The sequence below is a fragment of the Cyanobium sp. ATX 6A2 genome (assembly GCF_024346355.1).
Lineage (GTDB): Bacteria > Cyanobacteriota > Cyanobacteriia > PCC-6307 > Cyanobiaceae > NIES-981.
The window spans coordinates 45190-69358 of sequence record NZ_JAGQCU010000005.1; the positions used below are offsets into that span (position 1 = coordinate 45190).

21 protein-coding genes are annotated in these 24169 nt (G+C 71.5%); 15 read left to right on the top strand and 6 right to left on the bottom strand.

Annotated elements, in window-relative coordinates:
- Positions 1–153 precede the first annotated feature (153 nt).
- Positions 154–450 carry a hypothetical protein gene (locus tag KBY96_RS06505; RefSeq protein WP_254978547.1) on the top strand — a complete coding sequence of 99 codons (297 nt, stop codon included), beginning with the start codon at positions 154–156 and terminating at the stop codon, positions 448–450.
- Positions 447–947 carry a hypothetical protein gene (locus KBY96_RS06510; protein WP_254978549.1) on the top strand — a complete coding sequence of 167 codons (501 nt, stop codon included), beginning with the start codon at positions 447–449 and terminating at the stop codon, positions 945–947. The genes KBY96_RS06505 and KBY96_RS06510 overlap by 4 nt, the downstream gene beginning before the upstream one ends.
- Here KBY96_RS06510 and KBY96_RS06515 read toward each other — a convergent pair.
- The gene (locus KBY96_RS06515; protein WP_254978551.1) at positions 904–1992 is read right to left on the bottom strand and encodes a hypothetical protein; all 1089 of its coding nucleotides are present in this window, start codon (positions 1990–1992) and stop codon (positions 904–906) included. The two genes, KBY96_RS06510 and KBY96_RS06515, sit on opposite strands and share 44 nt — an antisense overlap.
- A 59-nt stretch (positions 1993–2051) precedes the next feature.
- Here KBY96_RS06515 and KBY96_RS06520 point away from each other — a divergent pair, with 59 nt between their 5' ends.
- The 7 genes from KBY96_RS06520 to KBY96_RS06550 are packed head-to-tail and all read left to right on the top strand — an operon-like array spanning position 2052 to position 11461.
- Entirely contained in the window at positions 2052–2513 is a 462-nt protein-coding gene (locus KBY96_RS06520; protein WP_254978552.1) for a hypothetical protein, read from the top strand.
- Positions 2514–2523: 10 nt separating this feature from the next.
- Positions 2524–5667 (top strand): DEAD/DEAH box helicase, encoded by a 3144-nt coding sequence (locus KBY96_RS06525; RefSeq protein ID WP_254978553.1) that lies wholly within the window; start codon positions 2524–2526, stop codon positions 5665–5667.
- A gap of 4 nt (positions 5668–5671) precedes the next feature.
- Complete coding sequence (locus KBY96_RS06530; protein ID WP_254978554.1) at positions 5672–6355, top strand: ceramidase domain-containing protein; 684 nt, start codon at positions 5672–5674, stop codon at positions 6353–6355.
- The gene (locus KBY96_RS06535; protein WP_254978555.1) at positions 6352–7254 is read left to right on the top strand and encodes an SWIM zinc finger family protein; all 903 of its coding nucleotides are present in this window, start codon (positions 6352–6354) and stop codon (positions 7252–7254) included. The genes KBY96_RS06530 and KBY96_RS06535 overlap by 4 nt, the downstream gene beginning before the upstream one ends.
- The gene (locus KBY96_RS06540; RefSeq protein ID WP_254978556.1) at positions 7247–7786 is read left to right on the top strand and encodes an MEKHLA domain-containing protein; all 540 of its coding nucleotides are present in this window, start codon (positions 7247–7249) and stop codon (positions 7784–7786) included. The genes KBY96_RS06535 and KBY96_RS06540 overlap by 8 nt, the downstream gene beginning before the upstream one ends.
- A 52-nt stretch (positions 7787–7838) precedes the next feature.
- Entirely contained in the window at positions 7839–9623 is a 1785-nt protein-coding gene (locus KBY96_RS06545; RefSeq protein ID WP_254978557.1) for a diflavin flavoprotein, read from the top strand.
- A complete protein-coding gene (locus KBY96_RS06550) occupies positions 9623–11461 on the top strand; it encodes a diflavin flavoprotein (RefSeq protein ID WP_254978558.1) in 1839 nt (612 codons plus the stop codon). The genes KBY96_RS06545 and KBY96_RS06550 overlap by 1 nt, the downstream gene beginning before the upstream one ends.
- Before the next feature lie 21 nt (positions 11462–11482).
- Here KBY96_RS06550 and KBY96_RS06555 read toward each other — a convergent pair whose 3' ends face one another.
- The 5 genes from KBY96_RS06555 to KBY96_RS06575 all read right to left on the bottom strand — a co-directional run bounded on the left by KBY96_RS06555 (position 11483) and on the right by KBY96_RS06575 (position 17226).
- Positions 11483–11659, bottom strand: coding sequence for a hypothetical protein (locus KBY96_RS06555; RefSeq protein WP_396122285.1), 177 nt, complete (start codon positions 11657–11659; stop codon positions 11483–11485).
- Positions 11660–11804: 145 nt separating this feature from the next.
- On the bottom strand, positions 11805–14741 hold the full coding sequence (gene gcvP / locus KBY96_RS06560) for an aminomethyl-transferring glycine dehydrogenase (RefSeq protein WP_254978560.1): 2937 nt from the start codon (positions 14739–14741) through the stop codon (positions 11805–11807).
- Positions 14738–15130 (bottom strand): glycine cleavage system protein GcvH, encoded by a 393-nt coding sequence (gene gcvH, locus KBY96_RS06565; protein ID WP_254978561.1) that lies wholly within the window; start codon positions 15128–15130, stop codon positions 14738–14740. Before gcvH ends, gcvP begins: the two co-directional genes overlap by 4 nt.
- Before the next feature lie 27 nt (positions 15131–15157).
- Entirely contained in the window at positions 15158–16417 is a 1260-nt protein-coding gene (locus tag KBY96_RS06570) for a methionine gamma-lyase family protein (RefSeq protein WP_254978562.1), read from the bottom strand.
- Entirely contained in the window at positions 16414–17226 is an 813-nt protein-coding gene (locus tag KBY96_RS06575; RefSeq protein WP_254978563.1) for a hypothetical protein, read from the bottom strand. The genes KBY96_RS06570 and KBY96_RS06575 overlap by 4 nt, the downstream gene beginning before the upstream one ends.
- A gap of 104 nt (positions 17227–17330) precedes the next feature.
- Between KBY96_RS06575 and KBY96_RS06580 the strand changes: the two genes are divergently transcribed.
- The 6 genes from KBY96_RS06580 (at position 17331) to fghA (ending at position 24166) form a co-directional block, all read left to right on the top strand.
- Entirely contained in the window at positions 17331–18332 is a 1002-nt protein-coding gene (locus tag KBY96_RS06580; protein WP_396122286.1) for an acyl-CoA desaturase, read from the top strand.
- A 231-nt stretch (positions 18333–18563) separates the two neighbouring features.
- Complete coding sequence (rplI, locus tag KBY96_RS06585) at positions 18564–19022, top strand: 50S ribosomal protein L9 (protein ID WP_254978564.1); 459 nt, start codon at positions 18564–18566, stop codon at positions 19020–19022.
- A 216-nt stretch (positions 19023–19238) separates the two neighbouring features.
- Complete coding sequence (gene dnaB / locus KBY96_RS06590) at positions 19239–20624, top strand: replicative DNA helicase (RefSeq protein WP_254978565.1); 1386 nt, start codon at positions 19239–19241, stop codon at positions 20622–20624.
- Entirely contained in the window at positions 20624–22144 is a 1521-nt protein-coding gene (locus KBY96_RS06595) for a glycosyltransferase family 39 protein (protein ID WP_254978566.1), read from the top strand. Before dnaB ends, KBY96_RS06595 begins: the two co-directional genes overlap by 1 nt.
- Positions 22141–23253 carry an S-(hydroxymethyl)glutathione dehydrogenase/class III alcohol dehydrogenase gene (locus tag KBY96_RS06600; RefSeq protein ID WP_261358176.1) on the top strand — a complete coding sequence of 371 codons (1113 nt, stop codon included), beginning with the start codon at positions 22141–22143 and terminating at the stop codon, positions 23251–23253. Before KBY96_RS06595 ends, KBY96_RS06600 begins: the two co-directional genes overlap by 4 nt.
- A gap of 13 nt (positions 23254–23266) precedes the next feature.
- The gene (gene fghA / locus KBY96_RS06605; RefSeq protein WP_254978567.1) at positions 23267–24166 is read left to right on the top strand and encodes an S-formylglutathione hydrolase; all 900 of its coding nucleotides are present in this window, start codon (positions 23267–23269) and stop codon (positions 24164–24166) included.
- Positions 24167–24169 lie beyond the last annotated feature (3 nt).

Consider the following 24169-nt stretch of genomic DNA (forward strand, 5'->3'; position numbering starts at 1 on the left):
GAGGAACGCAGTGCTCGGCACTCAGCAATGGATCGACGCTCCAGCGCCGCTGCCTGGCCAGCCACTGATCAAGCTACTCGAAGCGACCGGCCCGCCGATCGGTGCTGGCCGCTTTGTGGGGGCCGACTGTTCCTGTGGGGTGACACCTGGCGCGTGGCCAGCCCGGTGGAGCCCGACCGGGAGGCGCCGGCCCACCCCCTGGGCCTGAGCGCCGACGAGGTAGCCGACTGGCTGGACGACAACGAACTCTGGAGTGAGGCCCTGCGGCCGGCCCGGGCCACCCTCACCCTGCCCAGCCGCACCCAGGCCGGCAGGGGACGGCGCAGCGGCGACAGCTGGAGCGGGCTGCCGCTGCAGGCGGGCGAGCCGATCCCCAAACAGCTGGAGTGGTGGCCCTGGCAGGTGGAGGGCTGGGCCCTGGATCCGCCCGGGGCCGCTGGCTGCCGATGATCGAGGAGGGCAGAGCCCGCTGGCAGCCCCTGCTCAACCGCGAGGGCGACCGCCGCCGGCTGGAGGAGCTGGCCGTGGGCATCCCCCAGGTGGCCACCTGTGCCCTGGCGGCAGGACTGGAGGGCCACCCTGCCCTGGCCTGCCGCCGGCCCAGCAGCGGCCGGCTGCGGGTGGCCAGCCTGCTGGCGGCCCTGCTCGACGGCCAGCTGCGTTCCGGATTTCAGTGCGCGCCGGAGGGTCTCGACCCCCTGCTCCTGGCCTGGCAGAAGGGCCTGGGCAAGGGGGACGGCAGCCTGCGGCTCGATGAGGAGGAGCTGGAGCGCCTCAACGAGGCGATCAGGGCCAGCCAGCCCAGCAGCAGCAGCCAGCGCAGCAGGTGGGCCTGCTGTTCCGGCCACCGCGAGAAGAGCCGCATCGGGACCCCAGCAGGGCCTACAGATTATTGGGATGACGTTATTGGGATGACGCCGCCAGCAACCGTCGCCGATAGCCCTTGAAAAGCTGCTCGGCCTCCCGCTCCACCTCGCCATCCAGCACCAGCCCCGCCGGGGCGGGGACGCCTGGGCTGGCCTCTGCGTCGGCCGGACCGGGGGCGGCCGGACCGGGGGAGGCGAAGCAGGCGTTCCAGGGCTGCCCCCACACCCGGGCGGCGAAGCGCCCATTGGCGGCGCCGTAGCGCTGGCGCACCCGCTCCAGCAGCCCGGCCTCCCAGCCGCTGAAGCGCTCCTGCACCCAGCCGCGCTGCCGGGCCCGCGCCCGCAGCCGCTCCACCAGCCGGTTGAGACCGTGCTCAGCGATCAGGCGGTTGCGGCGCAGGGGCAGGCCATCGAGGCGCTGATTGAGCAGAAGGGCCACCCCCAGCCCGCGGCGGCCGAGCTGCTCATTGGCCTGGTCCGGCGGCGCCGGCCGCCAGGGGCCCGCGGGCAGCTCCAGGGTCGCCATCAGCTGCTCGAACAGGTCCCCCTGGCGCGGGCGGAAGGGCAGGAACGACCCCCGCACACCGTCGGCGGCCAGCAGGGGAGCAAAGCGCCGCTCGAAATCCAGCGCCAGGGGGGCCATGTGAATCCAGCGGCGCCGGCCGGCACCGCGCACCCGCCGTCCCGCCAGCTGGGCGCGCACGTAGGCCCGGAAGCCCGGGCCGCCGTAGAGCCGGCCCAGGGCGTGGCAGTAGAAGGAGTTGAGCAGCTCCTCCTGGGGCCGCACCACGCTGATCACGTGCAACCGGTAGCCGTGGGCGTCGGCGGCCTGGCGCAGCTGCGCGATGGCCTCGGGCCGCTCCAGCAGGGGCACGAAGTGCTCGGCGCTGAGCAGCAGGTCGCCGCTCCAGCGCCCCTGGCGCCGCAGCAGCTGATCGAGCGCCTCCAGCCGGCCGGCCCGCAGGGCCCGGGCCAGATGGCGGTGGGAGTGTTCGCGCCAGGGGGTGGGGTAGCGCAGACCCAACCGCTCCAGGGCCCGGCCGTTGCGGTGCAGCCGGGCCTGCAGGTAGGTGCTGCCGGTTTTGTGGGGGCCGGCGTGGAGGTGCAGGGTGCGCTGGGGCGGCATGGCAGACCGGCAGGGGAGCATGATCGCCCGTCAGAGGCCCTGCCCCCTCGGGCGTCACCGTGAGCCAGGCCGCCACCTCGCCATCCCGCCAGCAGCTGCGCCAGCGCTCGATCGCCTGGGCGCTGGCTGCCGGCGTCGCCGCGCTGCTGCTGGGCCTGCCGCTGGGGCTGGCAGCGGCCCTGCGGGCCGGCGGCTGTGGCCTGCTCTACGGCCTGCTGGCCTTCCATCTCCAGCGTGTCGATCCCGACGACAGCCACCTGCAGGCCGGCCTGGTGGGAGCCGTGTGCGGCATCCACAGCCTGGGGCTGCCGGCCCTCGCCGACTGGCCAGCGCGCACCCCGCTGCCGGCCGCCCTGGTGGCGGTCGGGCCGGCTGTGATGATGGAGCTCATTCGCACCTGGTTGCCGCTGGTCGGCGCCGCCCTGGTGCTGCACGGAGCCCGCCTGGTCGCCCAACGCGTCCTGCCCTCGCGCACCGCCGGCCTGGCCGCCGGCGGCCAGGCCTCCACCCACCGGCCCTGAACACCCTGGGATGAGCCTGCTGCACGCCACCTGGCTGTTTCCCCCCGACGGTCCCGGGGGCCGACTGTTCCTGTGGGGTGACACCTGGCGCGTGGCCAGCCCGGTGGAGCCCGACCGGGAGGCGCCGGCCCACCCCCTGGGCCTGAGCGCCGACGAGGTAGCCGACTGGCTGGACGACAACGAACTCTGGAGTGAGGCCCTGCGGCCGGCCCGGGCCACCCTCACCCTGCCCAGCCGCACCCAGGCCGGCAGGGGACGGCGCAGCGGCGACAGCTGGAGCGGGCTGCCGCTGCAGGCGGGCGAGCCGATCCCCAAACAGCTGGAGTGGTGGCCCTGGCAGGTGGAGGGCTGGGCCCTGGATCCAGCCGGCGCCGCCGAATGGCTCAGCGGCCTGCCCCTGGCCGCCGGCCACCCGCAGATGGCCGATGAGCTGCGCTGGTGGAGCCATCTGCAGCGCTGGGCCCTGAGCCTGATCGCCCGGGGCCGCTGGCTGCCGATGATCGAGGAGGGCAGAGCCCGCTGGCAGCCCCTGCTCAACCGCGAGGGCGACCGCCGCCGGCTGGAGGAGCTGGCCGTGGGCATCCCCCAGGTGGCCACCTGTGCCCTGGCGGCAGGACTGGAGGGCCACCCTGCCCTGGCCTGCCGCCGGCCCGGCAGCGGCCGGCTGCGGGTGGCCAGCCTGCTGGCGGCCCTGCTCGACGGCCAGCTGCGTTCCGGATTTCAGTGCGCGCCGGAGGGTCTCGACCCCCTGCTCCTGGCCTGGCAGAAGGGCCTGGGCAAGGGGGACGGCAGCCTGCGGCTCGATGAGGAGGAGCTGGAGCGCCTCACGATCGCCACCCACCACTGGCGCGAGGCCGTGGCCGGCCGGGTGGCCCCGGCACGGGCCTGCCTGGAGCTGTTCACCCCCCCCGAGGGCGAGGAGCTCTGGGAGCTGAAGTTCAGCCTGCAGGCTGAGGCCGACCCCAGTCTGCGGCTGCCGGCGCCGGCGGCCTGGGATGCGGGCGACCGCACCCTCCAGCTCGGGGAGGTGGCCGTGCCCCAGCCCAGCGAGCTGCTGCTGGAGGGGCTCGGTCGGGCCCTGAGCGTGTTCGAGCCGATCGAGCGGGGCCTCGATTCCGGCACCCCCGAGGGCATGCAGCTCACCCCGGCCGAGGCCTTCGTGCTGGTGCGCACCGCCGCGGCGCAGCTGCGGGATGTGGGCGTGGGCGTGGTGCTGCCCAGCAGCCTCTCCGGGGGACTGGCCAGCCGGCTGGGACTGGCGATCACGGCCGAGCTGCCGGAGACCTCCCGGGGCTTCACCCTGGGCGAAAGCCTGGTGTGGAACTGGGAGTTCATGATCGGTGGCGTCACCCTCAACCTGCGCGAGCTGGAGCGGCTTTCGGCGAAGCGCAGCCCCCTGGTGCAGCACAGGGGGGTGTGGATCGAGCTGCGGCCCAACGACCTGCGGAACGCCGAGCGCTTCTGCGCCGCCGACCCGGGCCTCAGCCTCGACGACGCCCTGCGGCTCACCGCCAGCGACGGCGACACCTTTCACCGCCTGCCGGTGCACGCCTTCACCGCCGGCCCAAGGCTGCAGGCGGTGCTGGAGCAATACCACCAGCAGAAGGCACCCGATCCACTGCCGGCCCCTCCGGGCTTCGCCGGTCAGCTGCGCCCCTATCAGGAGCGCGGCCTGGGCTGGCTGGCCTTCCTGCACCGCTTCGACCAGGGGGCCTGCCTGGCCGACGACATGGGCCTGGGCAAGACGATCCAGCTGCTGGCCTTCCTGCAGCACCTCAAGGCGGAGGAGGAACTCAAGCGACCGGTGTTGCTGGTGGCCCCCACCTCGGTGCTCACCAACTGGAAGCGGGAGGCGGCGGCCTTCACCCCGGAGCTGGGCGTGCGCGAGCACTACGGGCCCCGGCGCGCCGCCAGCGAGGCGGCCCTGAAGAAAGCCCTCAAGGGGGTGGACCTGATGCTCACCAGCTACGGCCTGCTGCAGCGCGACAGCGAACTGCTGGAAGCCATCGACTGGCAGGGGGTGGTGATCGACGAGGCCCAGGCGATCAAGAACCCCCAGGCCAAGCAGTCGATGGCGGCCCGCGACCTGGCGCGAGCGGGCAACGGCGGCGGCAGCCGGGGCTCACGGGCCAGCCGGGGCAGCCGCTTCCGGATCGCGCTCACGGGCACGCCGGTGGAGAACCGCGTGGGCGAGCTGTGGGCCCTGATGGACTTTCTCAACCCGATGGTGCTGGGGGATGAGGCCTTCTTCCACCAGCGCTACCGGCTGCCGATCGAGCGCTATGGCGACATGGCCTCCCTGCGGGATCTCAAGGGCCGGGTGGGCCCCTTCATCCTGCGGCGGCTGAAAACCGACAAATCGATCATCTCCGACCTGCCTGAGAAGGTGGAGCTGCAGGAGTGGGTGGGGCTCAGCAGCGAGCAGCGCAAGCTCTACACCCGCACCGTGGAGGAGAGCCTCGATGCCATCGCCCGCTCGCCCCTGGGCCAGAAGCAAGGTCAGGTGCTGGCCCTGCTCACCAAGCTCAAGCAGGTGTGCAACCATCCGGCCCTGGCCCTGGGCGAGGCCAGCGACACCGTGCTGGCCGGCAACGGCAGCGGCGACTTCGCCGCCCGCAGCGCCAAGCTCCAGCGCCTGGAGGAGATCCTCGAGGAGGTGATCGAGGCCGGCGATCGCGCCCTGCTGTTCACCCAGTTCGCCGAGTGGGGCCACCTGCTCAAGGCCCACCTGCAGCGCCGCTGGCGCCAGGAGGTGCCCTTCCTCTACGGCAACACCAGCAAGGCCGAGCGCCAGGCGATGGTGGACCGCTTCCAGGAGGATCCCCGCGGCCCGCAGTTGTTCCTGCTCTCGCTCAAGGCCGGCGGCGTGGGCCTCAACCTCACCCGCGCCAGCCATGTGTTCCACATCGACCGCTGGTGGAACCCGGCGGTGGAGAACCAGGCCACCGATCGCGCCTACCGCATCGGCCAGCAGAACCGGGTGATGGTGCACAAGTTCATCACCAGCAGCTCGGTGGAGGAGCGCATCGACCGCATGATCCGCGAGAAATCCAGGCTGGCCGAGGAGATCGTGGGCTCCGGCGAGGAGTGGCTGGGGGGGCTGGACATGGGCCAGCTGCGCGACCTGGTGGCCCTCGGCGACCCTGGAGCGTGAGCTGTTGACGACGCTCAACGACTACTGCGAGCGCCTGGGGCCCGGCCTGCTGGCCGAACCGGTGAATGCCGTGACCAACGGGGCCTTTCTGATCGCGGCCTGGTGGATCCAGGCCCGGGCGCGGCGGCTGGGGGTGAGCGGCGATCCCGGCATCGCCGGCCTCACCGCCCTGGCGGTGGCCATCGGCGTGGGCAGCACCGTCTTTCACACCGTGGCCACGTCCTGGGCCCTGCTGGCCGATGTGGTGCCGATCCTGCTGTTCCAGCTGCTGTTCCTGTGGCTCTACCTGCGCCGCCGCACTGCGGTGGGGGCGGCCGGCGCGCTGCTACTGGTGGCCCTGTTCCTGCTCGCCACCCTGGCCAGCCGCTCGGCGCCGCAGGTCTTGAACGGATCACTGGCGTACTACGGCCCCACCCTGCTGGTGCTGCTGGGGCTGGGCTGGCGGGAGCTGCGCCAGCGCCAGCGCCCCCAGCTGCTGCTGGCTGGGGGGGTGTTCAGTTTCTCCCTGCTGCTGCGCAGCATCGATCAGCTGGTGTGCCCGTGGCTGCCGATCGGCACCCACCTCTTCTGGCACCTGCTCAATGCCGTGGTGCTGGCGCTGGCCGCGGCGGCCCTGATGCCGCCTGCAGCCGGTGCAGCCCCGGCGGGGATCGGCGGCCACACTGACAACAACGCCCTGCAGCCATGACCAGCACTCCGATCAGCACCCAGCTCGGCGATGAGGGCCTGGCTCAGCAGCCCTGGTGGGTGGAGCAGTGGATGGAACTGATCCAGGCCTACCGCTTCAAGAAACGCCTCGAGCGCGCCTGGGAGTACGCCCGCTCCGGCAGCGTTTCCTCGATCCGCTTCGAGGGCCGGCGCGTGCATGCCCGTGTGCAGGGGAGCGACGAGGAGCCCTACAAGGTGAAGCTCTGGCTCGATGTGCTCAGCGATGAGGACTGGGGCTACGTGCTCGATGCCCTCAGCCAGAAGGCCCGCTGGTCGGCCCAGCTGCTGGCCGGGGTGATGCCGGCCGACATCGAGCGGGCCTTTGCCGCCAGCGGCAAGCGGCTGTTCCCGTTCAAGCTTCAGGAGGTGCGCAGCGAGTGCAGCTGCCCCGACAAGGCCAACCCCTGCAAGCACGTCAGCGCCGTGTTTTATCTGATGGGTGAGCGCTTCAGCGAAGATCCCTTCGTGCTCTTCCAGCTGCGCGGCCGCACCCGCCCCCAGCTGCTCAACGATCTGGCCAAGCGCCGCCGGCGGGCCCTGGCCCGCCAGGCCCGGCAGGCCCGCGCCACCGGGCAGGAGCCGGCAGCCACCGATGCCACCCCGCCGCCGGTGCATGCGGCGATCACCGACCCCACCCGCTGGTGGCGCTACGGAGCCGCCCTCGACCCGGATCTGGTGGTGATCACCCCCGCCCTCGAGGGCGACACCGGCCTGGATGCGGCCGGCCCACTGCCCCTGGCCGAAGAGCCCCGCTTCCCCGAGGCCAACCGCCTGTTTCTCGACCACATCCGCGCCCACGGCGAACATCAGGGCAGCAAGGCCATGGCCCGGGCCATGGGCAACGGCCAGGAGCAGAGCCCAGACACCAGCAGTGACTGAACACACCCGGACAGCTGACTTCCGGCTCAGCGATGGGGCGCCAGCTCCGCCGCCGTGGCTGGCGGAACCCAGGCTGGCCCTGGCGCGGTGCATTCTCGAGAGTCATCAGCGCGCCTTCGGCACACCCCTGCTGGCCGGGGTGTGCGCCGATGCCAGCCCGCTCCAGCGCGCCCAGGCCCTGTTCGCCGCCCCGCTGATGGTGCTCGCCCACGACGGCCAGGACCCGGGAAGCGACCCCGGCCCGCGGCTCACCTATGCCAACCGGGCCGCCCTGCTCCTCTGGCGGCGCCGCTGGGGGGAGATGGTGGGGATGCCCTCCCGGCTCACCGCTCCCGAGGCGGAGCGCGCCGAGCGGCGGCAGGCGCTGCTGCAGGCCCGTGCCGGGGAAGCGATCGCGGGCTACAGCGGCATCCGCATGGACAGCAGCGGCCGCCGCTTCCAGATCCATGGCGCCCGCCTCTGGACCCTGCACAACGACCAGGGACAGCCCTGCGGTCAGGCGGCCCGCTTCAGCACCTGGTGGTGGCTGTGAGGCCAGGGTGCACCGGGCCTCCCTACAGTCGAGCCAGCCGTACCGGGTGTCCATGGCAGCCGCCACCACCAGCCCGCAAGCCAGCACAGCAACCAGCCCCGGCGCGCCCCCGCGTCTCAGCCTGCAGCGGGAGACCATCGCCGCCGACACCACCGCGATCCGCTCGCTGGACTGGGACCGCAGCCGCTTCGACATCGAGTTCGGCCTGCGCAACGGCACCACTTACAACAGCTTTCTGGTGCGGGGTGAACGCACCGCCCTGATCGACACCAGCCACCTCAAGTTCGAGAGCACCTGGCTGCCCCTGCTGCGGGAGCAGATCGATCCAAAGGCGATCGACTGTCTGATCGTGAGCCACACCGAGCCGGACCACTCCGGCCTGATCGGTCACCTGATCGATCTGAATCCCGAGATCGAGATCGTGGCCTCCAAGGTGGCGATCCAGTTCCTGGAGGACCAGGTGCACCGGCCCTTCCGCAGCCGGGCGGTGAAGAGCGGCGAGCAACTGGATCTGGGCACCAACCCCGACAGCGGCGTGCAGCACCGCTTCGAGTTCCTCAGCGCCCCCAACCTGCACTGGCCGGACACGATCTTCTCCTTCGACCACGGCACCGGCATCCTCTACACCTGCGACGCCTTCGGCCTGCACTACTGCTCCGATGATCTGTTCGACGTGGATCCCGGCGCCATCGCCCCGGATTTCCGCTTCTACTACGAGTGCCTGATGGGCCCCAACGCCCGCAGCGTGCTGCAGGCGATGAAGCGCATGGACGCCCTGCCGGCGATCCACACGATCGCCGTGGGCCACGGACCGCTGCTCCGCCACCACCTCGGTCTGTGGCTGGACGACTACCGCAGCTGGAGCAGTGAGCGCAGCACGGGCGAGACCTACGCCGCCGTGTGCTATGTGAGCCAGTACGGCTTCTGCGACCGCCTCAGCCAGGCGATCGCCCACGGCATCGACAAGGCCGGCGCCCAGGTGCAGCTGGTGGACCTGCGCGCCACCGATGCCCAGGAGCTCACCGCCCTGGTGGGTGAGGCCAGCGCCGTGGTGGTGCCCACCTGGCCGGCCCAGGCCGACGCCGACCTGCAGGCCTCGATCGGCACCCTGCTGGCGGCCCTCAAACCCAAGCAGTGGGTGGCCTGCTACGACGCCTTCGGTGGCAACGACCAGCCGATCGACACCGTGGCCGGCCAGCTGCGGGCCCTGGGCCAGAAGAGCGCCTTCGAGCCGCTGCGCATCCGCCAGGTGCCCAACACCGGCGACTACCAGCGCTGCGAAGAGGCCGGCACCGACCTGGGCCAGCTGCTCACCAAGGCCAAGACCATCGCCGCCATCAAGGCCCTCGATGGCGACCTGGACAAGGCCCTCGGCCGCCTGTCGGGCGGGCTGTATGTGGTGACGGCCCACCAGGGCGAGGGGGCCGACGCCCGCAGCGGCGCCATGGTGGCCAGCTGGGTGAGCCAGGCCAGCTTCGATCCCCCGGGAATCACCGTGGCCGTGGCCAAGGACCGGGCGATCGAGGCGCTGATGCAGGTGGGCGACCGCTTCGTGATCAACATCCTGCGGGAGGACAACCACCAGGAACTGCTGCGCCATTTCCTGCGGCGGTTCCCGCCCGGGGCCGACCGCTTCGCCGGGGTGAGCACCCTGGAGGGGATGGCCGCCGGCGGGCCGGTGCTCGGCGATGCCCTGGCCTTCCTGGGCTGCCGGGTGGCCCAGCGCCTGGAGGGCCCCGACCACTGGATCATCTACGCCGTGGTGGAGCAGGGCAATGTGTCCGACACCCAGGCCCATACCGCCGTGCATCACCGCAAGGTGGGGAACCATTACTGATGACGGCCCGCGCTGCGGTGGCCAGCGACCGGCGCGTGCTGGTGCTGCCTGTCGATGACGGGCTGATCTGTCTGCGGGGCCTGAGCCCCACCCGGCTGCGCTTCGAGGTGGAGTACGGCCTGGAGCGGGGCACCACGGCCAACAGCTTCCTGTTCCTGCCGGGCAGCACCACCACCGGGCGCCCGATTCCGCCGGTGCTGGTGCATCCGCCGGGTGCCTCCTTCGCCGAGCCCTACCTGGAGCAACTGGCCACCCTGGTGCCGGCCGATGCCGCCCTCAAGGTGGTGGTGGGCCACGTGAACCCCAACCGGGTGGCGCTGCTGCGCCAGCTGGCGGAGCGCTGGCCCGCCCTGATGCTGGTGGCCTCCAACCCCGGGGCGCGGCTGCTGGAACAGCTCTGGAGCCAGCAGAAACCCGCCCCAGCCGGCGGCGCCGACGCCCCGGCCGCCAGCGAGCCGCCGCCCCTCCCGCCGCTGGATGTGGTGAAGCAGGAGGCCGGCCGCGAGCTGGGCGGCGGTCACCGGCTGCGCCTGATCCCGGCCCCCACCCCCCGCTGGCCAGGAGCCCTGCTGGCCTTCGAGGAAACCACCGGCCTGCTGATGAGCGGCAAGTTCTTCGCCGCCCACCTCTACAGCGAGAGCTGGGCGGAGGCCAACCGCAGCAGCAGCGAGGAAGACCGCCGCTACTTCTACGACTGCCTGATGGCGCCCATGGCCCGGCAGGTGGAAACGGTGGTGGACCGGCTCGAGGAACTCGAGATCCGCACGATCGCCCCGGGGCACGGTCCGGCGATCGCCGAAAGCTGGCGCAGCCTGCTGGCCGACTACCGGCGCTGGGGCGAGAGCAGTGAACGCAGCAGCCAGTCGGTGGCGCTGCTGTTCGCCAGCGCCTACGGCAACACCGCCGCCATCGCCGATGCCCTCGCCCAGGGGGTGGCGCGCACCGGCGTGCGGGTGGAGAGCATCAACTGCGAATTCAGTGAACCCGAACAGCTGCTGGAGGCGATCCGCTCCTGCGATGCCCTGCTGATCGGCTCGCCCACCCTGGGCGGCCACGCACCCACGCCGATCGTCTCAGCCCTGGGCACGGTGCTGGCCGAGGGGGATCGCGCCAAGCCGGTGGGGGTGTTCGGCAGCTTCGGCTGGAGCGGTGAAGCGCTCGACCTGCTCGAGAGCAAGCTGCGCAATGGCGGCTTTGCACTCGCCTTCGAGCCGATCAAGGTGAAGTTCAGCCCCGATGCGGCCCGCCTCAAGGCGATCGAGGAAACCGGCACCGCCCTGGGACGCCAGCTGCGGGCCGCCCAGCGCCGCGGCGAGCGTCGCGGCAGCAAAGGGGGCCTGCGGGAGAGCCGCAGCGAGCCGGCGATCCAGGCCCTGGGCCGGGTGCTCGGCTCCCTCTGCGTGCTCACCACGGTGAAGGGGAGCGGCGAGGCCCACCTGAGTGGGGCGATGGTGGCCAGCTGGGTGAGCCAGGCCAGCTTCACGCCACCGGGCTTCACGGTGGCCGTGGCCAAGGAGCGGGCGGTGGAGACGCTGCTGCACATCGGCGACCGCTTCGCCCTCAACGTGCTGGCCGCCGGCCGGGAAACCGGGCCGATGCGCCAGTTCCTCAAACCCTTTGCGCCGGGAGCCGATCGCTTCGCCGGCCTGGAGCTGGAGACAAGCCCCAGCGGCCAGCCGATCCTGCCGGAGGCGCTGGCCTGGCTGGAGGCCACGGTGCAGCAGCGCATGGAGTGCGGTGACCACTGGCTCCTCTATGCCCAGGTGGAGCGGGGCGCGGTGCTGGATGCCACCGCCGCAACGGCGGTGCACCAGCGCCGCAGCGGCGCCAACTACTGAGGGTGCACCAGCTGCTGGCGCTCAGGCCGCCTGGGGAGGCGGGGTGGGATCGCTGCCCCCCTGGAAGGGCAGCACCACGGTGACCCAGCGCTCGGGCCGGTCCGGACGGCTGCGGCGGGGGCGGCGCACGCCGAAGGCCACCCGAACCACGTTGGTGCCGCTGCCATCGGGTGGTCCGCCTGAATTGCTGCCGTTCATGATCCCCATACCGAATAACGGACAAGTGGCGCGCCCGCGTTGCAATTGCAGTTGCAACACATGGGGCCGACAAGACAAGGCCTGGATGCCAGGGAAATCCTGAAGATTCAGGTTCGCCCGGGCACATTATGCCCCCGGATCGCGCTCAGGCCAGGGCCACCGCCAGCTCCTCCACCGACGGGCAGGTGCACACCAGATTGCGATCGCCGTAGGCGTTGTCGACGCGGGCCACCGCCGGCCAGAACTTCTGCTGCCGTTGCTCCTCGCCAGCCGGGAAGGCGGCCTGGCTCCGGCTGTAGGGCCGCTCCCAGGCCTCGGCGGTGACTGCCGCCAGGGTGTGGGGGGCGCGCTTGAGGGGGTTGTCGAGGGGGTCCACCTCGCCGCGCTCGATGGCTGCCGCCTCGGCGCGGATCGCCGCCATGGCGGCGCAGAAGCGATCCAGCTCCGCCAGCGATTCACTCTCGGTGGGCTCCACCATCACCGTGCCGGCCACCGGCCAGCTCACGGTGGGGGCATGGAAGCCGTAGTCCATCAGGCGCTTGGCCAGGTCGTCCACCTCCAGAGCGCAGCTGCGCTTGAGCGGCCGCAGATCGAGGATGCACTCGTGCGCCACCCGGCCCCCGGCGCCGCGGTAGAGCACCGGGAAGTGGCGCTCCAGCCGCTCGGCGATCAGGTTGGCGGCCAGCAGGGCCACCTGGCTGGCGGTGCGCAGGCCGGAGCCGCCCATCATGCGGATGTACATCCAGCTGATCGGCAGGATCGAGGCGCTGCCCAGGGGCGCCGCCGCCACCGGGCCCACCGCCGCACCGCCGGCACCGCCGGCACCGGGCAGGAAGGGCAGCAGGTGCTCGGCCACGGCGATCGGGCCCACCCCCGGGCCGCCGCCGCCATGGGGGATGCAGAAGGTCTTGTGCAGGTTGAGGTGGCAGACGTCGGCCCCATAGAGGCCCGGCTTGCACAGCCCCACCTGGGCGTTGAGGTTGGCGCCGTCGAGGTACACCTGGCCGCCCCGCTCATGCACCAGGGCGCAGATGCGGCGGATGGCCGGCTCGAACACCCCGTGGGTGGAGGGATAGGTGACCATCAGGGCCGCCAGGCGCTCGGCGTGGGCCTCGGCCTTGGCCTCCAGATCGGCCAGGTCCACGTTGCCCTGCGTGTCGCAGGCCACCGCCACCACCCGCAGACCGGCCATCACCGCACTGGCCGGGTTGGTGCCGTGGGCGCTGGTGGGGATCAGGCACACGTCGCGGTGCTGCTCGCCGCGGCTGCGATGCCAGGCCCGGATCGCCAGCAGGCCGGCGTATTCCCCCTGGGAGCCGGCATTGGGCTGCAGCGATACGCCGGCAAAGCCGGTGATCGCCGCCAGCCACTGCTCCAGGTCGGCCGCCAGGCGGCGGTAGCCGCCCTGCTGCTCGGCGGGCGCAAAGGGATGCAGCTGGGCGAAGGCGGGCCAGCTCACCGGCAGCAGCTCGGCAGCGGCGTTGAGCTTCATGGTGCAGCTGCCCAGGGGGATCATCCCGTGCACGAGGGAGAAGTCGCGGGCCACCAGCCGCTGGATGTAGCGCAGCAGCTCGGTTTCGCTGCGGTACTGATGGAACACCGGCTGGCTGAGCCAGGCCCCCTGCCTGCGCGGCAGGGGGCGGGAGGCGCCCTGCCAGGCCTGCTGCCAGAGCCGATCGCCCTGCTCCAGGGCCAGCTCCAGGGCCGCCAGGGCCGAGCTCAGGGCCGCCGGCGCAACCGCCGGCGCAACCGCCAGCGCCTTCAGCAGCCGGCGCAGCTCCTCAACCGTGCTGCACTCATCGAGGCTGATGCCCACGCCGCCTGGGTGGCGGCGCAGGTTGAAGCCTTCGGCCAGGGCCGCGGCGATCAGGCCGTCGGGGTCGGCGACCGGCACCACCAGGGTGCCGAAGCCGGGGCCGGGTTCGCTCTCCAGGCCGAGGGCCGCCAGGGCGGCCACCAGGGCCTGGCGCAGGCCGGCGATGCGGCCGGCGATGGCGGTGAGCCCATGGGGGCCGTGGTGCACGGCGTAGAACCCGGCCATCACCGCGAGCAGCACCTGGGCGGTGCAGATGTTGCTGGTGGCGCGGTCGCGGCGGATGTGCTGCTCCCGGGTCTGCAGGGCCAGGCGCAGGGCCGGCCGGCCCTCGGCATCGCGGGAGCGCCCCACCAGGCGGCCGGGGATCTGGCGTTTGTAGGCCTCGCGGGTGGCGAAAAAGGCGGCATGGGGGCCGCCGCCGCCCATGGGCACCCCATAGCGCTGGGCACTGCCCACGGCGATGTCGGCACCCAGCTCAGCCACCGGGGTCAGCAGCACCTGGGCAAGGGGATCGATGGCCACGGCCCGGATCAGCCCGGCCGTGCCGGCGGCGGCCAGCAGCGGCGCCGGATCCCACACACGGCCGCGGTCGCCGGGCAGCTGCAGCAGCAGGCCGAAGGCATCGGCGGGCAGCTGGTGGCCGCTCAGGGCTTCGGCATCCACCAGCTCCAGGGTGATGCCGAGGGGTTCGGCCCGGGTCTGCAGCACCGCCAGGGTCTGGGGAAACACCTGGCGGTCCACCAGAAACCGCCCGGCGTGCTGACGGCCGCAGACCGCGTGTGCCAGGGCCATCGCCTCAGCGGCGGCCGTGGCCTCATCCAGCAGCGAGGCGTTGGCGATCGGCAGGCCGGTGAGCTCACTGATCAGGGTCTGGAAGTTGAGCAGGGCCTCGAGGCGCCCCTGGGCGATCTCGGCCTGGTAGGGGGTGTAAGCGGTGTACCAGGCGGGGTTCTCGAACACATGGCGCTGAAGCAGGGCCGGGGTGGCCGTGCCGTAGTAGCCCTGGCCGATCAGGGAGCGCCGCACCTGGTTGCCAGCGGCGATCGCCCCCAGCTCCGCCAGGGCCCGGGCCTCGTCGCAGGGTTCGGGCAGGGATTCAGCGGCGGCCTCGGGCGGCAGCAGGATGTCGGCCGGCACCACCTGTTCGGCCAGGTGCTCGAGGCTGTCGAGGCCCAGTTCAGCCAGCATCCGGGCCTGATCGGCTGCGCTCGGGCCCAGGTGACGCTGGCTGAAGTCCGGGCTGGTGATCACGGGCCCCGCGTTCATCCCTGGCCCTGCACTTTGGCGGCGTAGCTGTCGGCCTGCATCAGGGCATCGAGCTGCTCGGGGGCGCCGGGGCGGACCAGCAGCAGCCAGCCCTCCCCATAGGGGTCGTGTTGCAGCTCCTCGGGGTTGGCCAGCACCGCCTCGTTGCGGGCCTCCACCACGCCGCTGATGGGCGCCAGCAGGTCTTCCACCGCCTTCACCGACTCCACACTGCCGAAGCTCTGGCCGCAGCTGAGCACGGCCCCCACCTCCGGCAGCTCCACAAACACGATGTCGCCGAGCTGATCCACGGCGAAGGCACTGAGGCCGAGGCGAACGTGCTCCCCCTCGGGCCGCACGTATTCATGGCTGTCGGCGTAGCGGCAGTCGCTGGGGAAGCTGAGCGCCATGGCTGGCGGGCCTGAAAGCGGTGCCGCTCAGTCTGTCGGAAGGTGGTGGGATTCGCTGATCACCGTGAGGGCCCGTTGCAGGGCGATGGCGGCATGGGCCCGGTGGGTGCCCCCCTGGACATAGAGCACGTAGGGCTCCCGCAGCGGCCCGTCGGCGGAGAACTCACTGGTGCTGCCATCGATGAAGGTGCCACCGGCCATCACCAGCTCGCTGGCGTAGCCGGGCATCGGCGCCGGCACCGGATCGAGGTAGGAGCCGATCGGCGAGGCGGCCTGGAAGGCGCGGCACACGGCCTTGAGCAGCGCCGGGTCGCCCAGCCGCACCGCCTGGATCACATCGCTGCGCTCGGCGCCGGGCAGGGGATCCACGGCGAAGCCCAGATCGCTGAACACCTGGGCCACCAGCTCGCTGGCGATCAGCGCCTCAGCCACCATCTGGGGCGCCAGGAACAGCCCCTGGAAGAGCAGGCGGTTGAGATCGAAGCTGGTGCCGCCCTCGCTGCCGATCCCCGGGGCGGTGAGGCGGCAGCAGGCCTGCTCCACCAGGTCGGCGCGGCCGGCCACGTAGCCGCCGCTGGGGGCGATGGTGCCGCCCAGGTTCTTGATCAGCGAGCCGGCGATCAGATCGGCGCCCACAGCGGTGGGCTCCTGCTCGTTCACCAGCTCGCCGTAGCAGTTGTCCACGAACACCACACAGCCGGGCTGCAGGCTCTTCACCCGCTCCACCAGCCGGCCGATCTCGGCCACCGCCAGCGACGGCCGCCAGCTGTAGCCGCGGCTGCGCTGGATCAGCACCATGCGCGTGGGCAGGGCCAGGGCCGCGGCGAGACCATCCCAGTCGAGGCCGCCATCGGGCCGCAGACCGAGTTCGTCGTAGCGGATGCCGAAGTCGGCCAGGGATCCCTGGCCGCGCCCGCGCAGGCCGATCACCTCCTCGAGGGTGTCGTAGGGACGGCCGCTGAGAGCCAGCAGCCGATCACCGGGCCGCAGCACGCCAAAGAGCGCGGCGGCGATGGCGTGGGTGCCGCTCACAAACTGCAGCCGCACCGCCGCGGCCTCGGCCTGCAGCACCCGCGCGAACACCCGATCCAGCACCTGCCGGCCCTGGTCGCCGTGGCCGTAGCCGCTCACCGAGGCGAAGTGCTGCACCCCCACCCGCTCGGCGGCGAGGGCGGCCAGCACCCGCGCCAGGCGCCCCTGCACCGCGGCGGTATGGGCAGCGGCCAGGGGGGCGATGCGGGCCTCGGCGGCGGCCACCCGCTCGGCTGCCCAGCTGCCGGCGCTCATGCGTCACGGGGCGGACAGGCCACCGCCGCGCCGGCCAGCTGGGCCCGGATCGCGGCCCCGAGATCACTCTGCGGCGCAGCCGCCCAGCCCCGCTCCTGCAGCTCCCGGGCCCGCTGACGCAGCAGCTCCAGCACCTGATCGGTCTCCAGCTCGCCCTCCCCGGCCCCCCCCAGGGCCGCCAGGGTGAGGCTCAGATCGGGCAGTTCCGCATCCAGCTCAGCGGCGCTGTAGTCACGCTGGCCAGCCATCACCTCACCAAAGCGGTCGCGCCGCTGGCGCTTGGTCACCGGATAGGCGGCCAGCACCGGCTCACGGCAGAGCCGCCAGGGGCGACCGGCACAGAAGAGATCGGCCAGGGCGGCGCTGAGGGCGGCGGCTTCGGCGTCGGCGATGCGCAGATCGAAGGCCGCCGGCGGCTGGCGCAGGCCCACGAACACCTCCAGCAGCTCACCGGGCCCCAGCACCGGCTCACCGGGGGCCTGCACCGGCAGGGCCGAGGCCTCCAGGGCCGCCAGCAGTTCAGGGTGAGCCACCAGGAGCTGGCGCAGCTCGGGGGAGAGCGTTCCACCGATGGCCTGCTCAGCCAGCAGGCAGTTGATCCGACCCAGGGCCAGGAACACCTCCGGACCCGGGGAGGCGAGCTTGCCATTGCGCAGCATCGACAGCTGGGAGTTGTGCACCCGGCCCAGGTCGAGCGCCTCCGCCAGCCCCGGCAACACCCGGTGACTCCAGCCATTGCGGCCATGCCACACGCGGATCAGGTGGGCGAAGGCCACCCGGCCAGCGGTGAGGTCATCCCGATAACCCACGGGGGTGCTCCAAGGTTCGGTTCGCAGATCCGGTTGGCGAATTTGGCTCGCAATCCGAATTCGTATTGCTACCATCCTATCGATTGATCAGGAGTCGGTCCGCTATGGCCGCTACAACCGCCACACGATCGGGAACGCGCACCAGGGCCTCAGCCTCAGGCACCCGCCCCTCATCCCGTGGCACCCGCAAGCCCGCCTTCATCAACGTCGGCGAGCGGGGCCTGCGCCGAGCCGAGGCCCTGCATCTGGCCCGCGTCGGCGAACCCGAGCCCAGCGTCAAGCGCGGCACCCGCTGGGGCACCATCACCTACATGGTGACCATCCATGTGCTGGCCCTGGTGGCCCTGCTGCCCCGCTTCTGGAGCCTGCCCGCCGTGGCCAGCTTCCTGGTGCTCTATTGGATCACCGCCTGCCTGGGCGTGACTCTCGGCTACCACCGCATGCTCAGCCACCGCGCCTTCCGCGTGCCCCACTGGCTGGAGCGCTTCTTCACCACCTGCGGCGCCCTCAGCTGCCAGCACGGCCCGATCGACTGGGTGGGCCTGCACCGCCACCACCACAAGTTCTCCGACACCGACGTCGATCACCACACCAGCCTGAAGGGCTTCTGGTGGAGCCACATGGGCTGGATGTTCCACACCATTCCCGCCATGTCGGCCGTGCCCCGGCTCACCGGCGATCTGGCCAGGGATCCTTACTACCGCTGGCTGAACAACTGGTTCCTGCTGCTGCAGCTGCCCCTGGCCGGTCTGCTGTTCTGGATCGGCACGGTGACCGGTGCCGGCGGCCTGGCCCTGGTGCTGTGGGGCATCCCCCTGCGCCTGGTGGTGGTGTACCACTGCACCTGGCTGGTGAATTCGGCCACCCACTGCTGGGGTGGCGTGCGCCACGCCAGCGGCGACAACTCCAAGAACAACTGGTGGGTGGCGGCACTCACCTTCGGCGAGGGCTGGCACAACAACCACCACGCCTTCCCCCACTCGGCCCGCCACGGCTTCGGCCCTCAGATCGACCTCACCTGGCAGCACATCCGGCTGATGCGCAGGCTGGGGCTGGCCAGGCAGGTGCGCCTGCCCGCGGCGGCGGCTCTGGGCTCACGGCGCTGAGCGTTCCCACCACGGCTGCTCACAGGAGCCACTGGTCACACCAGCAACCCCCCCAGCCCCGAACGCTGGGGGCGGGCTCACCCCACACTCCACCCCGGGGTGTGGGGTTGCTGTGTTTGTGGAGGCGGGATCGGCCACCCATGCCCTGGTGGCGGGGCTGCGTGCCTTCAGCGCACGACCCCTGATCTAGGGTGGCCAATCGGCTCGTGATCCATTCCGCTCCCTAACTCCATGGCCAAGCGCGTACAAGTCGTCCTCCAGGAAGACGTCCTCAGCCTGGGCAAGGACGGAGATCTGGTGGATGTGGCCCCCGGTTTCGCCCGCAACTTCCTGGTGCCCACCGGCAAGGCCGTGCCGGTGACGGCGGCTGTGATGCGCCAGGTTGAAGCCCGCCGGGCCAAGGAAGCCCAACGCCAGGCCGCCCTCAAGGCCGAAGCCGAGGCCTTCAGCACCGCCCTCGCCACCATCGGCCGCTTCACCGTGAAGAAGCAGACCGGCGGTGACGACGTGCTGTTCGGCACCGTGACCAATGGCGACGTGGCCGAGGCCATCGAGGCCGCCACCAAGAAGGATGTGGACCGGCGCTCCATCCTGGTGCCTGAGATCCACCGCACCGGCTCCTACAAGGTGCAGGTGAAGCTGCACCCCGAGGTGACCGCCGAAATCAACCTGGAAGTGCTCAGTCACTAAGCCCCCGCCTTCACGCTGCAGCAGATCAGCTGAGCACTGCTCAGATCAAGGCTCAGTTCAACGGCTCCGATCAACTGCCAGCCACCCCCCACCGCTGGGGTGGCTTTTTGCTGGCAACACCATGGACAGTGCCAGAGCGCTGGTCAAAGCAGCTGCCAGCCGGCAGAGTGAACAACCCGGCAGCTGCACCCGGTCACCCCGCATCCCTGTTCGCCGATGGTGAGCGTTCCCCTCCACCCCAAAGGCCGCGACGGGGCCAGCGACGAGGCCCGCTTCGAGGCCCTGCCCGATTCGGTGCCCCCCCAGAATCTGGAGGCCGAAGAGGCGGTGCTGGGCGGCATCCTGCTCGATCCCGAGGCCATTGCCCGGATCGCCGATGTGCTGCGGCCGGAGGCCTTCTATCTCAGCGCCCATCGGGAGATCTATCGCACCGCCCTGATGCTCAACAGCCAGGGCAAACCCACCGACCTCACCGCCATGACCGCCTGGTTGGCGGACACGGGGTCGCTGGAGAAGGTGGGCGGCAGCAGCCGGCTGGTGGAGCTGGTGGAGCGCATCACCTCCACCGCCTCGATCGACCAGGTGGCCCGCCTGGTGATGGACAAATTCCTGCGGCGCCAGCTGATCCGCTCCGGCAACGAGGTGATCGCCCTCGGCTTCGATCAGAGCAAGCCGATGGAGATGGTGCTCGACGAGGCCGAGCAGAAGATCTTCGCCATCAGTCAGGAGAAACCTTCGGTGGGGCTGACGCCCACCGCTGAGATCCTCACCTCCACCTTCAACGAGATCGAGAGCCGCTCCCTGGGCACCGCGGTGGCCGGCCTGCCGGTGAACTTCTACGACCTCGATGCCATCACCCAGGGGCTGCAGCGCAGCGACCTGATCATCGTGGCCGGCCGGCCGGCGATGGGCAAAACCTCGATCGTGCTCAACATCGCCAAGAACGTGGCCCAGCTGCACGGCCTGCCGGTGTGTGTGTTCAGCCTGGAGATGAGCAAGGAGCAGCTCACCTACCGGCTGCTGTCGATGGAAGTGGGGATCGAGAGCGGCCGGCTGCGCACCGGCCGGCTGCAGCAGGAGGAATGGCCCCTGCTGGGCCAGGGCATCAACACCCTCGGGCAACTGCCGCTGTTCATCGACGACAAGCCCAATGCCGGCGTGCTGGAGATGCGCTCCCTGTGCCGGCGGCTGATGGCCGAACAGGGCCGAGAACTGGGCCTGGTGGTGATCGACTACCTGCAGCTGATGGAGGGCTCCACCCCCGACAACCGGGTGCAGGAGCTGTCGCGTATCACCCGCGGCCTCAAGGGCCTGGCCCGGGAACTGCACGTGCCGGTGATCGCCCTCTCCCAGCTCAGCCGGGGGGTGGAATCGCGCACCAACAAGCGACCGATGCTCAGCGACCTGCGCGAATCGGGGTCGATCGAGCAGGACGCCGACCTGGTGCTGATGATCTACCGCGACGAGTACTACAACCCGGAAACAGCCGATCGCGGCATCACCGAGGTGATCGTGACCAAGCACCGCAACGGTCCGGTGGGCACGGTGAAGCTGCTGTTCGAGCCCCAGTTCACCCGCTTCCGCAACCTGGCGGCACCCTGATGGACCGGTTACCTGCGGGCGTGAGCGCCACGCCGCCCGGCTCGCGCCTCCTGCTGGCGGCGATCCTCTACCTGCTGGTCAACGCCATCGGCCTCTGGCTGGTGGCGGCCGGCGCCGACCAGGACCAGGCCCAGCAGCTGCTGCTCTCCCAGGGCTGGGCCCTGGGGTACGGGCCCCAGCCGCCGCTCTACACCTATCTGGTGAACCTGGTGTTTCAGGTCACGGGGCCGGCGCTGTGGCCCCTGCTGGCCCTGAAGGTGGTGCTGCTCAGCCTGCTGGTGGCGGCGGTGCTACGCATCGGCCGGGAGCTGCGTCTGCGCGGCGACCAGCAGCTGATGGCACTCAGCGGCCTGATCCTCATCCCCCAGTTCATCTGGGAGTCCCAGCGGGACCTCTCCCACTCGTTGCTGGCCACGGCGGTAGCCGCCTGGACCCTGGTGCAGCTGCTGCGGCTGCTGCGCCGGCCCAGCGCGGCGAACCATGCCCTGCTGGGGGTGCTGGTAGCCGCCGGCCTGCTGAGCAAATACAGCGTGGCGCTGTTCCTGGCCAGCCTGCTACTCACGGCCCTCACCATCCCCGCCCTGCGCCGCGCCCTGCTGCAGCCGCAGCTGCTGCTGGGGGTGGCTGTGGCCCTGGCCCTGCTCAGCCCGCACCTGGTCTGGATGCTGAGCAATCCTGAGCTGGCCCTTGCAGGGCTGGAGAAGACCCGCGCCGGCGAGGCCCTGCCCTGGCGCGGGGTGCTCAGCGCCCTGGGAGCGGCGGTCGCCTTTCTCAGTCCCTTCTGGCTGGCGGCCCTGGCCGTGCTCTGGCCGCAGCGCCGCCACCTGCACATCGCCGACCCGACCCGCGAACCCGGCAGCGCTCTGCTGCAGCGGCTGCCGCTGGCGCTGATGGGGGTGCTGCTGGTGTTCGTGCTGAGCACCGGCGCCACGCGGATCAAGGACCGCTGGTATCAGAGCTTGCTGTTCTATGCGCCGATCAGTGCCGCCACCCTGGCGTCGCCGCTGCCCCGGCGGCGGCTGCGCTGGATGGTGGGTGCCGGCGTGGGCGCCGCGGCGGCAGTGGCGATCCTGCTGCCGGCGCGCACCACCCTGGCCGGGATCAGCGGCCGCAGCAGCCGGCCCAACTACCCCCTGCCGCAACTGGTGCTGAGCCTGGGCGAAGCCGGTGGCACGCCCGAGCTGATCCTGGCCAGCAGCACCCTGCTGGCGGGCAACGCCAGGCTGGCCTTTCCCACCGTGCCGGTGCTCACCCCGAAAGCCCCGGCGCCGGGGGCTGGTCGGCCGCCGCTGCCCGGGGGGAGCAAGCCGCGGGTGCTGGTGCTGATCGACCAGGGGGACGACCCAGCCGCGACCCTGGCCCTGCTGACCAGCCTGCTGCCGCTGGAGCCGGGCCAGCTGCGCACCCACAGCCTGCCCCTGCGCTGGGCGCAGCAGCAGCGCTACACCATCCGCTACGCCTGGCTGGGGCCAGCTCCCGGGGCCCAGGATGGAGATCTCCCCCGCCTGCCGCCCCGATGATCCGTTCCCGCGCCGCCGTCGCCTGGGCCCCGGGGGAGCCCCTGGAGGTCACCGAGATCGACGTGGCGGCGCCGCGCGAGGGAGAGGTGCTGCTGCGCGTGGTGGCCAGCGGCGTGTGCCACACCGATGCCTTCACCCTCTCCGGCGCCGATCCGGAGGGCCTGTTCCCGGCGATCCTGGGCCATGAGGGCGGCGCCATCGTGGAGGAGCTGGGTCCTGGCGTCACCTCCGTCGCCGTGGGTGACCACGTGATCCCGCTCTACACACCGGAATGCGGGCAGTGCAGGTTCTGCCGCTCAGGCAAGACCAACCTCTGCCAGGCGATCCGCGGCACCCAGGGCCAGGGCCTGATGCCTGACGGCAGCAGCCGCTTCTCGAAAGGCGGCCGCCTGCTGCACCACTACATGGGCACCTCCACCTTCTCCGAATACACGGTGCTGCCGGAAATCGCCGTGGCCCGGATCAACAAGGCGGCACCGCTGGAGAAGGTGTGCCTGCTCGGCTGCGGCGTGACCACCGGCATCGGCGCCGTGCGCAACACCGCCAAGGTGGAGGCCGGCAGCACCGTGGCCGTGTTCGGGCTCGGGGGCATCGGGTTGGCGGTGGTGATCGGGGCGGTGATGGCCGGCGCCTCGCGCATCATCGGCATCGATGTGAACCCCGAGAAATTCGCCATCGCCCAACAGCTCGGCGCCAGCGACTGCATCAACCCCCGCGACCACGACGCGCCGATCCAGGAGGTGATCATCGACGCCACCGATGGGGGCGTGGATTACTCCTTCGAGTGCATCGGCAATGTGGAGGTGATGCGCGCCGCCCTGGAGAGCTGCCACAAGGGCTGGGGTGAATCCACGATCATCGGTGTGGCCGGCGCCGGCCAGGAGATCAGCACCCGCCCCTTCCAGCTGGTAACCGGCCGGGTGTGGCGCGGCTCGGCCTTCGGCGGCGTGCGCGGCCGCAGCGAACTGCCGGGGTTTGTGGAGGAGTTCCAGCAGGGATTGATCCCGCTGGACACCTTCATCACCCACACGATGGGGCTGGAGGACATCAACCGCGCCTTCGATCTCATGCATGAGGGCAAAAGCATTCGCTCGGTGATCCACTTCTGATGACACGCTGCCCATGACTGCCCTCGACCTGCTCAGCGAGCACCGCTGCTTCGGCGGGCTGCAGCGCCGCTACCGGCACCAGTCGCCATCGCTGCAGTGCGCGATGACGCTGGGGGTGTTTCTGCCGCCGACCGCCCTGGCCGCCGACGCCCAGGCTCCGGCGCGGCCGGTGCCGGCCCTGTGGTGGCTCTCCGGGCTCACCTGCAGCGATGAGAACGCCGTCCAGAAGGCCGGCGCCCAGCGCCTGGCGGCGGAGCTGGGACTGGCGCTGATCACCCCCGACACCAGCCCCCGCGGTGCGGCGGTGCCCGACGATCCCGACGGGGCCTGGGACTTCGGCCATGGCGCCGGCTTCTACGTGGATGCCACGCAGGAACCCTGGGCGCGCCACTACCGCATGCACACCTATGTGGTGGAGGAACTGCCGGCGCTGCTGGAGGCGGGGCTGCCCCTGGATCCGGCGCGCCGCGGCATCAGCGGTCACTCGATGGGCGGCCACGGCGCTCTGGTGGGCGCCATGCGCCATCCGGGCCGCTACGCGTCGGTGTCGGCCTTCGCGCCGATCAGCCAGCCCAGCCGCTGCCCGTGGGGGCGCAAGGCGTTCGGCCACCTGCTCGGCCCCGATCCCCAGACCTGGCAGGCCTGGGATGCCAGCCAGCTGCTGGCCAGCGGGCAGGGCCCGGTGGGGCCCGATGGCGCCGCCCTGCCGCTGCTGGTGGATCAGGGCCTGGCCGATCCCTTCCTGGAGGAGCAGCTGCTGCCCGAGGCCCTGGAGGCGGCCGCTGCCGCCAGCGGTCATCCGCTGACCCTGCGCCGCCAGGAGGGCTACGACCACAGCTACTTCTTCGTGGCCAGCTTCATCGGCGACCACCTGCGCCACCACGCCGCGGCCCTGCTGGGAGCTGCGCCTTAGCCT